The following is a 14,331-nucleotide window of genomic DNA, read 5'->3' on the forward strand; positions in this document are numbered from 1 at the left end:
TAAACGAAGCGCATCGACAATATTGACGAAGGGCATCGGCAATATTGCTGAAGCGCATCGGCAATAGATTTCTCCTTGTTTTTGACTTTCGTTTAATTCCATCATTTATCCCTTTCACGTTGGTTACTAACAAAATATTTTTTAGTTTTGTGCTGTCTACATGGACATACAAAGAGTAAAAGGATATGAAAAATTATATTATACTGGCATGTTTGTTGCTGGGTTTGCCTTTGATGGCTCAAACCAAGGTGGTAAAGAAAAATGCCGTAAAAGCAAATAACTACGGAATAACCTATTCACTGCCTAAGACTTCCCTGGTAGTCCATGTGGAAGTGGTAAAGGTAAGTTGTCAGGCCGGCCCTTATTATCAATATGCCGAAAAGTATCTGGGGATAAAAGATGCGGTAGCGGAAGACAAGGTATATTATGAATTGGGAAAGGTCACTTTGGCCAATGTAGGTATTCCCGATCCGGATAACACCTATCTGGTAGAGTTTAAGTCGGGCACCGTAGCCCCTTATGCCTATTTGACGGAAGAGGGTTTGTTGTGTGCAATCAATGCGGAATACAGCCCGGAAGCCTCTACATGGGATACCCTTAAAAAGAATAAACCGGAACAGAAGACAGGAACGAACGCATCTGTATTCTCCGAAGAATTATTGATGGCAGGATCCAAAACGCGTCAGGCGGAAGTAGCAGCCAAGCAGATCTATCGCATCCGGGAAAGCCGTATGAACATCCTGACAGGCGAGGCCGACAACCTGCCTCCTGACGGAGCAGCGATGAAGATTGTCATGGACCAGCTGGAAGAGCAGGAGAAAGCGTTGACACATCTTTTTACAGGAACCCTTACCCGGTCGACCGAACAGTATGAAGTAAGCCTTGTTCCACATGACAACCTGAATAAAGAAGTCCTTTTCCGTTTCTCCGAACTCTTGGGAGTGGTCGATGTCGACGATTTGGGAGGAGCACCGGTGTATATGAATCTCAAAACCACCGAGCGTGCCCCCTTATTAGATCCCAAAGAAGAAGAGAAAAAAGAAAAAGCCATGAAAGGCATTATTTATAATGTTCCCGGCAAAGCATCCGTAGAGATTTTAATGAATCAGAAGACACTGTATAAAGGAGACGTGCAAATTACGCAGTTCGGTACACGGGAAAGTCTTGCACCTGTTATGTTTGAAGACAAAAAAATGCCGGTCAAAGTGTATTTCTACCCGGAGACCGGAGCCATAAAGCAAATCATACAATAAACACAATACTCATTTAACACCTAAAAGCACATGTTTAAAAATCATCCCAAAGGATTAATCGGAGCGGCTCTTTCCAATATGGGCGAACGTTTCGGGTTCTACATTATGATGGCTATTCTTACTTTGTTTATCTCTTCTAAGTTTGGCCTTTCAGAAACAACCACAGGTTATATTTATTCCGCATTCTACGCCTCTATCTATTTGCTGGCTGTCGTAGGTGGTTTAATTGCTGATAAAACAAAGAATTATAAAGGAACGATCCTTACCGGTATCATATTGATGGCCGTAGGTTATTTCATCATTGCTATTCCTACGCCTACCCCGGTTCCTAATATGGCACTTTATTTATTCATTACCTGTGCCGGCTTATTAGTAATCGCTTTGGGTAATGGTTTATTCAAAGGTAATCTCCAGGCATTGGTCGGACAGATGTACGACGATCCCCGGTATGCAGACCGGAGAGATGCCGGCTTCCAGATTTTCTATATGTTTATCAATATTGGTGGCTTCTTCGCCCCTTTCATTGCGATTGGTGTGAGAAACTGGTGGTTGAAAGTACATAATTTTGATTACAATGCCTCTTTGCCCGAACTTTGTCACCAATTGATTGGTGAAGGCAGTGCCATGCCGGCAGAGTCGGTGAACCGTTTGACGGAATATGCCAATGCCGCGATGCTTGACGGAGCACCGGTGACGGATTTACTGGCCTTTGCCAATGACTATCTGAATGTATTTAATATTGGTTTTCAATATGCATTTGCTGCAGCCATTATTGCCATGTCGATTTCTCTTGTTGTATTCATCGTCAATAAGAAAACCTTCCCGGATCCGGCATTGAAAGCAACAAAGGCAACGAATCATACGATCTCCAAAGAAGAAATCAGTATGAGTGCACAGGAGATCAGACAACGTATTTATGCTTTATTTGCTGTGTTTGGCATTGTTATTTTCTTCTGGTTGGCTTTTCACCAAAACGGTTATTCACTCACTTATTTTGCCCGTGACTATGTGGATTTGAGTGTTATCGATATCGATTTAGGTTTTACCCGCATAAAAGGTGCTGAGATATTCCAGAGTGTGAATCCTTTCTTTGTCGTTACCCTGACGCCCCTGATTATGTGGATATTCGGAGCAATGAAGCGTAGAGGAAAAGAACCTTCTACCCCGATGAAGATCGCCCTCGGTATGGGAATCGCTTCGTTGGCGTATGTCTTCCTGATGGTATTCTCTTTCGCTCTGCCTGCCAAAGAATCGTTGGCTACCATGAGCGTTGCAGATATAGACGCGATGCGTGTAACCCCTTGGGTGATGATCGGATTGTATTTCATCCTGACGATGGCTGAACTATTTATCTCTCCCCTGGGACTTTCTTTCGTTTCCAAAGTAGCTCCTCCGCATTTGCAAGGGCTTATGCAAGGGTTCTGGTTGGCAGCGACAGCTATCGGTAACTCTATCCTGTTTATCGGTGGATTGCTTTATACCAATGTGCCGCTTTGGGCTTGTTGGTTAGTCTTTGCCGTAGCAACAGCTGCTTCTATGTTCGTTATGCTCAGCATGGTGAGATGGCTGGAAAAGGTAGCGAAGTGATAGTCGCGAAGCGACTGATAACTCCTCTGACTCCTTTAACTCCTCTAAATAATCAGCCGCAAAGCGGCTGATTATTTAGATATGCAATTGCAAACCGATGGATACTGGATGTATCTTAGGGCCTTTATCGTTTTCAAACAATTCGAAAGGGGAGTATTTCATATACAATCCGATCCAGCTATAACCCATCTGCAAGAGAAAATCCATATTTATAGGACGGATATACAGGCCTGTGTCCATTTTTTCTTTTCTCTTTTTTCCATTCTCGTCCCGGTAAACAATCCGGGAGGACGATGCCGTTTTTATCACACCGACAATCCCTGCCGAGATAAAGAAATCATTGTCGTACCGCCTCCGGTTTTGCCATTCCAGCAGGATAGGGATCGTAAGGCTGGTTATGTTCAGCTTACTGGCGGAATAGTGAATGCCTTCCGGAGCTAGCTCTAACAGAGTCGTTCCATCGACACGTCTGAAGTGTTTGTCTCCATCCAGGCGATACCGGCTCCAGCGTATACCGACACCAGTTACGACAGCCCATGCATATCTTTTGGAGAGCCGGAAGTCGTGTTCAAAGAAGTTTAGGTTGTATTCCAGGGATTTTCCGCTATTGAGGGAAACCCCATCGATGTCGTTTACATGTAAATCCTTGTCTGCGAAGTTGGCGAAGCCTACGCCGAGTCCGACCCAGTGTGCATCGAAACTCCGGTTTCTGTAAGGCAGAGGGATGGTGATGGATTTGCCGTGCTTGCGTCTTTCATAACTTTGCCCTCCTTTGTAATGTCCTTCGAAGACAAGTTCCTGTTCTTGTTCTTCTCCGTTTGACGGGAGGTCATAAACCCGGACCTTCATGCGGTCTTCCCCTTCTTTGATTTGGATTTTCTTTCCTTCCATATACAGGGTCGTATCCGGAACGATTGTGTGTGTTTCTGTAGCCAGCAACCCCATAGGTATGCAGATGGCAATCAGGCATAGTACTTTTTTCATATTTCTATCATTAAATTATATTGTTTCTTAAAAATCATTGCGTGTGAAGAGGAGGGTGATCAGATCGTCACTGTCCAATTCACCTTCGATATATACCAGTGTGATCACTCCTTTTTTGCTCACCTTGAAGAGGATAAAACGGTTTAAGTCTTCCTCTACGCTGGGCAGTTGGTAATAGGCGGAGATGATACCTCCGTCGTCGGTTACTTCTTTGATTTTCCGTGCTCCTTTTTGATCTGTTTCCAGGCATTTACGGGTAAAGCGGAGCGCTTCTGCATCTTCTTTGATCGTGATGCTTTTATAATGGGCCATGCCATACGTTTCCAACATCTCGTTGGAAAGCTCCACCATGGTCACATTTTTCTTTTTTCCATAGCGCTGAAATACTTCTTTAATTCGTAAATCCTTCTGCATCTCTGCTGCTCCAGCCTCCAGGGCGAAGAGTATACAGAGGGTTAGCAGGCAAGTTATTATGCGTATTATCCGTTTCATGATAGTATATATTTATTCTTCTTCTTCTTTGAACAGGTTTCCCAGCTCTTTTAATTGATTTTCTATGATTTCGCGATCGTTTAACTCGGGTTCTATGGTGGAGAAAAACTCATCGGGGGAGGTGGATACTTCCTGTAAGGCATTGAACGCGTGTTGGCGTATTTTATGTATATCCGTATAACAACGTCCGTTGATGACGACATAATTCTCCTGACAGAAGACAGAGCCGGGGAATAGATAAAAATGTCCGAGGCTTAACAAAATCAACATGCCGGCAGCCACGCCTGATATCCAGTGGATCTTTTTCCGGTGCCGGGTATAGAACGTGACATATATTGTTTGTTTCTTCTTTTGTCCTTTCGTCTCTTTCTCTATCTCCTGGTCAAAGTAGGCAAACAAAGGAATATAGCTGAATAGGTGCTCCGGCACTTCTTGTGAAGTGAAGAATTGACGGAGTAGGCGTTCTTCTTCAGCGGAAGTTTCTCCTTCAAAATACTTGTTTAATAGATTCTCTATATTCATTGCCGTGTATTCATTGTTATCTTTATATATGCTTCTCTCACGCGTTTGCGGGCTCTTGATAAATTCGTACGGATCGCTTCGATATTGGAGCCTGTAATATCTGCTATTTCTGCCAGTTCATACCCTTCGATATCTTTCATTCGGATAATCGTTTGTTGTAATGAAGGGAGTTGTCCAATGAGTTGGCGTATGCATTCGACAGCCTCTTTTTGTTCGAGTTGTTCGGCCGGACTTAATGTATCTGCCTCCAGATAGAATAGATCCGATTCATTACCCTGGGGTTTCTGTCGTTTGATTTTATCCAACGTCAGGTTCTTGGTCATCGTAACAGCCAATGCTTCCACACTCTTGTACTGATCCAGTTGATCCCGGATGTGCCAAAGTTTGAGGAAGACTTCCTGCACTATATCCTCGGCATCTTCTTTCTCTTCAATTAGCCGGAGGGATATACGCATTATCTTCTCGCGAAGGGGCAATACTGTTATCTTAAACCTCTCGAATTCCATTCTACTCATTAGACGACAAAAGGAAGAAAACATAACATCTCAGAAACAAAAAAGAAGTATGCCTTTTCATTTAAAGGCTGTTTTTGTACCTTTTTATATGATGGGCTAAGAAAAACCAGGCAGTAACAGCTGCGGCAAAGTCTGACAAAGGAGCCGCGAACCATACACCGTCCAGGTCGAAAAAGGGAGGTAATAAAAGAATGGCAGGAATCAGGAAAAGGCATTGCCGGCTTAAACTTAGAAACATGGCTTTCCAGGCAATACCAATACTTTGAAAGAATTGGGTGATGGCTATTTGAGATCCAACCGGTAAAAAGAGTAAAAGAGAGATGCGTAAGCCATTGGAGGAGATGGCTATCATTTCAGGATCGTTGCTGAAAGCCCGGACAATCCATTCCGGGGAAAAAGTACTGCAAAGAAAGCCGGCGCCGGTAATACAGGTTGCGGTGATAATGACCAGCCGCAGGGTCGCCAATACTCTTTTATGCAATCCGGCTCCATGATTATAGCCGACAATAGGCTGCATGCCTTGGGCGATGCCGATGTTGAGCATAACCAACAACATCGCCACGCTAGAGATAATGCCATTGGCACCGATAGCCAGGTCGCCTCCATAGGTTTTCAATGAATGATTCATGACCACATTTACCAAACTGCCGGCTAATTGCATGGCAAAAGGGGAGATGCCTATGGAGACAATGCCCCAAATGAGAGGCTTTTTCAGGGTAAAGGTGTTTTTCCGGAAGCGGATCAGGCTTTTTTTATGTAGGAAGTGATGCATAACAAAAAGGGCACTGACGGCCATGGATATCACTGTGGCTACCGCTGCTCCTTTTATGCCCAGATCCATGCCGAAGATAAACACAGCATCCAGGATGATATTCAGAAAGGCACCGATCAACATAGTGAACATGGCTTTCCGGGGATAACCGGAGGCACGCATGACGGCATTGAAGCTAAAGCTTAGAGCTGCAAAAATATTCCCGGGAATAGTGATCCTCAGATAATCCTTCGCATAAGGAATGGTTTGTTCGCTTCCGCCAAAAGCCAATAGAAGTTCATCCATAAAAAGCAGGCAGGGGATCAGGGTGCAGGCGGATAAGATAAAAGTCAAAACCAAAGCGTTGCCCAAGACATTTTCGGCCAGATCGTTTTGCTTTCTACCCAGATAGATGGATATACGGGTAGCCGTACCGACGCCTACCAACATGCCAAAGGCCTGGATGAAAAGAAGAATAGGGAAGGTCAATGTCAGGCCAGAGATGGCCAATGCTCCGACTCCTTGTCCGATAAAGATACGGTCCACAATATTGTATAAGGCATTGACCATTGTCCCGATAACTGCCGGTATGGCATAATGCAATAACAAAGGAGCAATTTTCTCATGTTCCAGTCTCTGGGTGATATGTGTTGTCGTATTCATTCTTCTTTATCTGTATAAAAGGCAGGAAAGTCGTGTCTTTGGATTTACAAAGATAAGAGTAAAGATTCAATACTGTTTACTTCTTTTTGTTTTTGTTCGGGGTAGGATATGATCAACTGTTTGGGAGATAGGCAATTGATGTTTATATGTTGTTTGTTGACGGGAGAAGGACGATATCCTTTTCTGACCAGTGCATTCCCTACCCAATAGGAAGTCAGGAAGTCTCCTTCCACACCAATTGGGGTTTCCGGTATGGTTGTATTTAACTTACCCGTAGAAGGGTCGAAGACGATTCCTTCTTTCTTGAAAAAGGATTCGAATGAACCGGAAAGTATCAAATCCTCTGGTGTGCCACAAACCATAGGACGTTGTTTCTCCTGTAACCAAAGGCGGTCGCCCATTTGTATGGCCAGGTCCAGGTCGTGGGTGGATAATAAGATCGCCTTTTGCTGTTGGGTCGCTAATTGACGCAGGAGTACCATGGTTTCGATTCGGCTGGTGACGTCCAGAAAGGCTGTCGGTTCGTCCAGGATAATGATCGGGCATTGTTGTGCCAGTGTTTTGGCAATCATAACCTTCTGCCGTTCTCCGTCGCTTAGTTCCGAGACATAGTTCTGTTTTTTGTGACTGATACCGACGGCTTCGATAGATTCTTCTATGATGAGATGGTCTTCTTTTTTCAGTTGCCCGAAGAAACCGGTGTATGGATGTCTGCCCAGAGAAACCAATTCATAGACTGTAATTCCCCCGGCATTTGTCTTTTCTGTCAGAACAACTCCTACGGTTAAAGAAAAGACATTCTGTGAATAGGATTCCAAGGGTTTGCCCATCAACTGGATCGTTCCTGCCAAAGGGGGTTGAAAGCCGCATAAGGTACGCAGTAGGGTGGATTTACCGGCACCGTTTAACCCCAATAGGCAAGTCACTTCTCCTGTATGTACCTGTATGTCCAAGGAGTCGTGTACCACTTTTCGGTGTCCTCCTTTTAAAAGATAACCGATCGAAAGGTTGGATGTCTCTATGACGGGGCTGGATTTCATTTTGTATTAATCAAAATATTGAATATTCTTTCGGTTGATAATCACATAAAGAATGACCGGAGCCCCCAAGAGAGGAGTAACGGCATTGAGCGGAAGAATCATGTTGGATCCCGGGACTACCATCAACATATTGCATAACAAAGCGATACAGGAGCCGGTAAGTAGGGTGACCGGTACAAGCATCTTATGATTGGAAGAGCCCAACAGGAGCCGGGCTATATGGGGGACTGCCAAACCGATAAAAGAGATGGGGCCGCAAAAGGCAGTCGTCACAGCTGTTAATAATCCGGTACAGAAAAGGATTAAAGCACGTGTCGTCTTGATTTTTACGCCTAAGTTAGCGGCATATAATTCACCCAGCAAAAGAGCATTCAGAGGTTTTATCAGGAGGATCGCAAAAAATAAACCAAGCAAGGAAAAGAAAGTGAAGTAGGGAAGCTGTTCTATAGATACGCCGGAGAAATTGCCCATGCCCCACATCACAAAGGTGTGTACCTTATCTGCAGCGGCATAATAGTTCAAGATGGAAATGATGGAGGAAGCCAGGTAGCCGATCATGATGCCTATAATAAGCAACATCACGTTGTTTCTTACTTTGGAAGAGAAATAAATGATCAATAATAAAACCAGACAGGCACCGGTTAAAGCCGCCAGGATAATGGCCATGTATCCACTCAGGGACCAGCCGGTCAACTCTTTCAATGATCCTCCCAGGTAGAGCATAACAACGGCTACCCCCAGATTCGCTCCGTCGCTTATGCCTAATATAGAAGGTCCGGCTAATGGATTTCTGAAAAGCGTTTGCAGCAATAATCCGCTTGTGGCGAGTGAAGCGCCGGCTAATAGGGCGGTTATGGCCTGCGGCAGACGCGCTTGCAGGACTATATTGTTCCAGGCAATCCGGTCAGTCTCTTTCCCCAGTAAAATATCCACCACCTGCATAAAAGGAATGGAAACGGCCCCATAAGCCAGACTTCCTACAAAAAGGAGAAGGAGAAGGGCGATTAAAAAGAGATAGAAAAGGGATGCCTTTTTTTTCATACCCACAAAGGTAGTGAATTTTTAGAAATGGGGTATGAGGTGGTGTTTTTAGTTGACACCCATTCGTTCCAGCCAGCAGGAAGTGACAAAGTTGCTCTCTTTTCGATCGTCCAGGTATGAGAGTAAAGTATCCATATCATTGGGGCAGGGTGTCGGGCGATACCGGGAAATGATTTCGGCTATATCTTTGTAAAGCCGCTCTTCGTAATATTCATGCATAATGTTGAGGAAAAGGCGTGAAAGGGCCTCCTCTTCATTCATATTGCTGATAGCCATGTATTGGGAGTGCATTTGCTGCAACATGGGGCCGTGTTTTTCTATCAAGCCGGTTGCTATGAATAAGAGGTCATCTTCTAATAATTCCCACAAAGGGAGTATGGGGCCGGAAAACTCACAGTGATTTATCTGTTTCAATATGTATGCGTGCCTTTCCCGAACAAAAGGAACACTGTCCTCTTGCAACATATGGGAGAGGAAAGGAACGAAGGGACTGCTTTTTCCGTCTTTAAGAAATACACGTGCCCGGGGATAACATAAACAAATGGCTAAAAGATATTCCTCCGTAAAATGAGCCGGATGGGTGAGTTCTTCTATCCAAACGGTAAATTCTTTTTTCCCCCGTTCGCGGAAAAAGGAGTCGGGATCGTATCCTTCCGGAAGAGAGAATAACCGGGTTTTTATATTGTGTTTATTCAATATGCGGGCCAATTTTTTATTGGTTTTCCGACTAGGCTGGTTACCGTTAACAAGCAGGTAAGCATCTTTTACATCCTCTCCGATAAATTGGAGCTGTTGCTTTGTCAGGCTTGTGCCTGAAAGGGTAATCGTATTGATGAAACCAGCAGCATGCATAGCCAGTACATCTTTATAATCCTCAACGATGTAGAGTTCTCCTTCGAATATGATTTTTTCTTGTCCCTGAAAATAACCGAAAAAGGGAAGTTCTTCCCAGTCTTCCTCAAGGGGCATGGTGTTTATATACAAAGGGGATTCTCCTTTACCGGCAAAACCAATCAGGTCGCTTACGGAGTTACGAATAGGGTAGATAACCCTGCCTTCAAAAGCTTTCCAATGGGCGGGCAGAATCGAAGGGGCTTGGCTTACCTCGAAGTCCAGATAGGTGTCTATTAAATCCGGATGTTCGGGTAAATAGGGGGATAGAAGAGATAAAAACTCTTCATTGGGATTAGACGGATCTTTGTCCGGATGACGTGCCTCATAGGAAAAATAAGGTATGTACTCCGGCTGAACATAGGGAGGGATAACCGAAGGGGGTATCTGTTTGTTTGATTTATTTTTCTTCTTATAGATTGTTTGTGAGGAAATATGTTTTTCCTCTGCATTGTTTGTTAATCGCAGAACCGCTTCATTGAAAGAACAATGTTCTATTTTCCGGATAAATGAGATCACGTCTCCCCGTTCGCCACAAGCGAAGCAGGTATAGACCTGACGTTGCAGGTCTACTTGCAGGGAAGCATGTGCATCTTCATGAAACGGGCACGAACCAAAGGCTTTTCTGCCTCTGTATTCCAAGTTGATATATTTACCGATCACCTGGTCAATCGCAAATTTATCCTTAAGGTTTTGGACTTCAGTAGGTGTCATAGAATTATATTATTATCAAAATTAATAATCATTGCAAAGGTCTCGTTCTTATGGATGGAAATAACATATCCATAATTTGTATATGGAACACTACCGGAAAGAATATTGTTCGATCCGGGAATGACTTTATTTTTTAGCTGGACGGATACAGGCAAGTGAATGTGGTTTGTCCTGCTTGTGTCAGACAATAAAAAAGAGGCTCTGTTCTTTTCAGAAACAGAGAATTGGCTTTGTAGGTTTTTGATTTCGGTTGGTGTATTTGTTTTTATACTATTCATAAAGTTTGTTCATAACATCGTATACCGTACTATCTTTGTTTTCTCGCATTTAAACTTGTTACTCTTCTTCTATTTATCACCTTGTTTCTTTGTGCAAATTGCTTACCGCTGTAAGCCTTGAACTTGGGTAAAAAGGCATTCTTTTGTCTCTCCGGAAGGAGGTTTCTTTATCTTGTTTACTTATGGCTTGAATAACAAGTTGTTAAAGATATGAAATAGTTGACTTATTTAAAGCAGTATCTCCTGGTGAATGGATGAAATTATTGATAGAGTTTATATATTTCCTTGATTCTCATCACTACTAGTGGATGGTTAAAGTTTGTGAAAAAAGTTTCTATTCTCATGTTTTTGTGAATAATCGGCTTTCGATTTTTACGACTATCTACTGAAAACGATCATTCGGAAGGAGTGTATCCTTCTCCCGAATGATCGTTTATATAGTTAAATGCCCGTTTTTGTCGTCTTTGGTTGTTGGTAAGTTATCGGATGAATAACAGTGTCCGGACCAAAGAAATCGTTAGCGCATGAATAGAAGTTCCCTGTATTTGGGTAAAGGCCACATTTGATTATCCACCATAAGCTCCAGGTCGTCAATGTGATTCCTTATTTCATCCAGGAAAGGGGCGACTGTGTCATGGTATGCAATGGCTTTTTCCCGATAGTCCGTAATCCGGTTTGCTGTTTTTCTTGCTTCAATCATCTCATCGACCATCTTAGTCACTGCACAGATGTGATGAGCTATTTTGCGGATAAGACTACGCGGTTCGGCAGATAGTTCGTCGTATTCTTCTTTTTCAAACGTTTCTTTTAACCGGGTAATATTTTCCAATAAGACAGTTTGGTAACGAATCACCACCGGGATGATATGATTCAGGGATAAATCTCCAAGCACACGGGCTTCTATCTGTACCTTTTTTATATACATTTCCCATTTGACCTCGTTGCGGGCTTCCAGCTCTTTCTTACTCAAGACATGGGCTGTTTCGAACATTTCCACAACTTCCGGTTTTAAGTATGCATCATACTGTAACGGGATGCTGGTTTCACAATCCAATCCTCTGCGGGCTGCTTCCTCTTTCCATTCTTCACTGTATCCATTACCATCGAAACGAATGGGTTTGGATTCTTTGATATAAGCTTTTAATACTTCGAAGATGGCTGCCTCTTTGCTTTTGCCCGCTGTCCGGAGTGCTTCTACATCTTTTTTGAATTGAATCAGTTGATAGGCCACCGCCGAATTCAGAGCAAGCATCGGAGAGCCGCAGTTGGCGGAAGACCCCGGAGCACGAAACTCAAAACGATTCCCTGTAAAAGCAAAAGGAGAGGTGCGATTCCGGTCGGTATTATCCAATAAGAGTTCGGGTATCTGTCCAAAACCCAGAGACAATCGTTTCTTATCATCCACCTCGATAGCATCTTCAATGGAGCTGTTTTCGAATTTATCCAGGATCTCACTGATTTGTTTTCCTAAAAAGGAAGAGATGATAGCCGGAGGTGCTTCGTTTGCTCCCAGGCGATAAGCGTTACTGGCTGAAGCAATACTGGCTTTCAAGAGGGCATTGTATTTGTATACAGCCATCATCGTATTCACAACAAATGTGATAAACCGCAAATTGTCTTCCCTGTCTTTTCCCGGAGAGAATAGATTAATCCCCGCATCGGTCCCCATGGACCAGTTGCAATGTTTGCCGGATCCATTCACGCCCATAAAGGGTTTTTCATGTAAGAGAACACGGAAATTATGGTGACGGGCAATGCGTTTCATTACCGACATAAGCAGTTGGTTATGATCGTTTGCCAGATTACATTCTTCATAGATAGGAGCTAATTCGAACTGATTGGGTGCCACTTCATTATGCCGGGTTTTCACGGGGATACCTAAAATATAACATTCTATTTCAAGGTCTTTCATGAATTCTTGTACACGGGTGGGGATGGAACCGAAATAATGATCGTCTAACTGTTGATTCTTAGCACTTTCATGTCCTAAAAGCGTACGGTCTGTAAGGGATAAGTCTGGGCGTGCCGAATATAAATTTTCATCCACAAGAAAGTATTCCTGTTCCCAACCGAGATAGGTGATTATTTTGTTGACATCTTCATCGAAGTATTTATAAACCTCGATGGCTGCCTTGTTCAAAGCCTCTATGGAGCGAATAAGAGGGGTCTTATAGTCGAGGGCTTCACCTGTATAGGCGATAAAAACAGTAGGGATACATAAGGTATCATCTACAATGAATGCCGGTGAAGAAGGATCCCAGGCCGAATAGCCACGCGCCTCGAAGGTGTTTCGTAACCCGCCACTGGGGAAACTGGAGGCATCCGGTTCTTGTTGCGCCAACAGCTTTCCGCTGAATTCTTCGATCAGTCCTCCGTTGCCGTCATGCTCTACAAAAGCGTCATGCTTTTCAGCCGTTCCGTCGGTAAGGGGTTGGAACCAGTGTGTATAATGAGTTACTCCTTTTTCAAGGGCCCACATACGCATACCGGCAGCGACATGGTTGGCTATTTCCCGGTCGATAGGAATTCCATTGTCTATGGCACGCGTCAAAGCACCGTATGTCTCTTTCGATAGGTACTTCTTCATCGCTTTGCGATTAAAGACGTTGGCGCCATAATATTCGGAAACTTTCTGATGAGGGATTGTGGCTTCTACCGGTTTGCGGTTGGAAGCTTTTTCTACTGCATAAAAGCGAGAGGTTGACATAAAAAATAATTTATTGTTATACCGGGTGCAAAGATACAAGCAAAATTGAAACGGTTTCTTATTTGTCCTGTCTATTTCTTGTTCAAAATGGATTTATTCTGTTTCTTTGCATCAAATCTTTGAATATGGCAGAAGAGCAAATGGTACTCCGGACGGAGGACCTGGTAAAGAAATACAGAACCCGTACAGTCGTAAATCATGTCTCTGTAAATGTGAAACAGGGCGAAATTGTGGGTCTGCTTGGTCCCAATGGAGCCGGAAAGACGACCACCTTTTATATGGCAGTCGGCTTGGTTACGCCTAATGAAGGAAAAATATTCCTGAACGACATGGAGATAACGAAGTTTCCGGTATATAAACGGGCACGTAATGGCATAGGATACCTTGCTCAGGAAGCTTCCATCTTCCGTAAAATGACGGTGGAGGACAATATCCGTTCTGTCTTAGAGATGACGGATAAATCGCTTGATTATCAAAAGGACAAACTAGAGAGTCTTATTACGGAGTTTGGTTTGCATAAAGTGCGTAAAAACCTGGGCGATCAATTGTCCGGAGGGGAAAGGCGCCGTGCCGAGATAGCCCGCTGCCTGGCTATCGACCCTAAGTTTATTATGTTGGACGAACCTTTTGCCGGAGTCGACCCGATTGCCGTACAGGATATACAAAGTATTGTCGCCAAGCTAAAGCATAAGAATATCGGTATCCTTATTACAGACCATAATGTGTATGAAACCCTCAGTATCTGCGACCGTGCCTATCTTCTTTTTGAAGGCAAAGTGCTTTTCCAGGGGACTGCCGAGCAATTGGCGGAGAACGAGATTGTGCGTGAAAAGTATTTAGGTAAAGATTTTATTCTACGCAAAAAAGAGTTGTAAGAATCTTCTTCTTACACG

General features: G+C 43.7%; 12 protein-coding genes. 3 read left to right on the forward strand and 9 right to left on the reverse strand.

What is annotated here, in order from left to right:
- The first annotated feature begins 185 nt into the window (after positions 1–185).
- Positions 186–1,253: a DUF4831 family protein gene (locus D0T51_RS06165; RefSeq protein ID WP_163726697.1), complete on the forward strand. Its 1,068-nt coding sequence runs from the start codon at positions 186–188 to the stop codon at positions 1,251–1,253.
- A gap of 30 nt (positions 1,254–1,283) precedes the next feature.
- Complete coding sequence (locus D0T51_RS06170) at positions 1,284–2,840, forward strand: peptide MFS transporter (protein ID WP_163726700.1); 1,557 nt, start codon at positions 1,284–1,286, stop codon at positions 2,838–2,840.
- A 75-nt stretch (positions 2,841–2,915) separates the two neighbouring features.
- Here the strand turns inward: D0T51_RS06170 and D0T51_RS06175 are convergent, their stop codons facing one another.
- The 9 genes from D0T51_RS06175 to D0T51_RS06215 form a co-directional block, all read right to left on the reverse strand.
- Positions 2,916–3,824 (reverse strand): outer membrane beta-barrel protein, encoded by a 909-nt coding sequence (locus D0T51_RS06175; RefSeq protein WP_163726703.1) that lies wholly within the window; start codon positions 3,822–3,824, stop codon positions 2,916–2,918.
- 27 nt (positions 3,825–3,851) lie between these two features.
- Positions 3,852–4,316, reverse strand: coding sequence for a DUF4252 domain-containing protein (locus tag D0T51_RS06180; RefSeq protein ID WP_163726706.1), 465 nt, complete (start codon positions 4,314–4,316; stop codon positions 3,852–3,854).
- Positions 4,317–4,328: 12 nt separating this feature from the next.
- On the reverse strand, positions 4,329–4,838 hold the full coding sequence (locus D0T51_RS06185) for a hypothetical protein (RefSeq protein WP_163726709.1): 510 nt from the start codon (positions 4,836–4,838) through the stop codon (positions 4,329–4,331).
- A complete protein-coding gene (locus tag D0T51_RS06190; protein ID WP_163726712.1) occupies positions 4,835–5,344 on the reverse strand; it encodes an RNA polymerase sigma factor in 510 nt (169 codons plus the stop codon). The genes D0T51_RS06185 and D0T51_RS06190 overlap by 4 nt, the downstream gene beginning before the upstream one ends.
- A gap of 70 nt (positions 5,345–5,414) precedes the next feature.
- Complete coding sequence (locus tag D0T51_RS06195) at positions 5,415–6,767, reverse strand: MATE family efflux transporter (protein ID WP_163726715.1); 1,353 nt, start codon at positions 6,765–6,767, stop codon at positions 5,415–5,417.
- 44 nt (positions 6,768–6,811) lie between these two features.
- Positions 6,812–7,807: an ABC transporter ATP-binding protein gene (locus D0T51_RS06200; RefSeq protein WP_163726719.1), complete on the reverse strand. Its 996-nt coding sequence runs from the start codon at positions 7,805–7,807 to the stop codon at positions 6,812–6,814.
- Positions 7,808–7,813: 6 nt separating this feature from the next.
- On the reverse strand, positions 7,814–8,848 hold the full coding sequence (locus D0T51_RS06205) for an iron ABC transporter permease (RefSeq protein WP_163726723.1): 1,035 nt from the start codon (positions 8,846–8,848) through the stop codon (positions 7,814–7,816).
- A 48-nt stretch (positions 8,849–8,896) separates the two neighbouring features.
- The gene (locus D0T51_RS06210; RefSeq protein WP_163726726.1) at positions 8,897–10,453 is read right to left on the reverse strand and encodes a CHC2 zinc finger domain-containing protein; all 1,557 of its coding nucleotides are present in this window, start codon (positions 10,451–10,453) and stop codon (positions 8,897–8,899) included.
- 795 nt (positions 10,454–11,248) lie between these two features.
- Positions 11,249–13,438 carry a glutamine synthetase III gene (locus tag D0T51_RS06215; protein WP_163726728.1) on the reverse strand — a complete coding sequence of 730 codons (2,190 nt, stop codon included), beginning with the start codon at positions 13,436–13,438 and terminating at the stop codon, positions 11,249–11,251.
- Positions 13,439–13,563: 125 nt separating this feature from the next.
- Here D0T51_RS06215 and lptB point away from each other — a divergent pair, with 125 nt between their 5' ends.
- Positions 13,564–14,313, forward strand: coding sequence for an LPS export ABC transporter ATP-binding protein (lptB, locus tag D0T51_RS06220; protein ID WP_163726731.1), 750 nt, complete (start codon positions 13,564–13,566; stop codon positions 14,311–14,313).
- Positions 14,314–14,331 lie beyond the last annotated feature (18 nt).

Source organism: Parabacteroides sp. 52 (genome assembly GCF_010500925.1).
Lineage (GTDB): Bacteria > Bacteroidota > Bacteroidia > Bacteroidales > Tannerellaceae > QVMG01.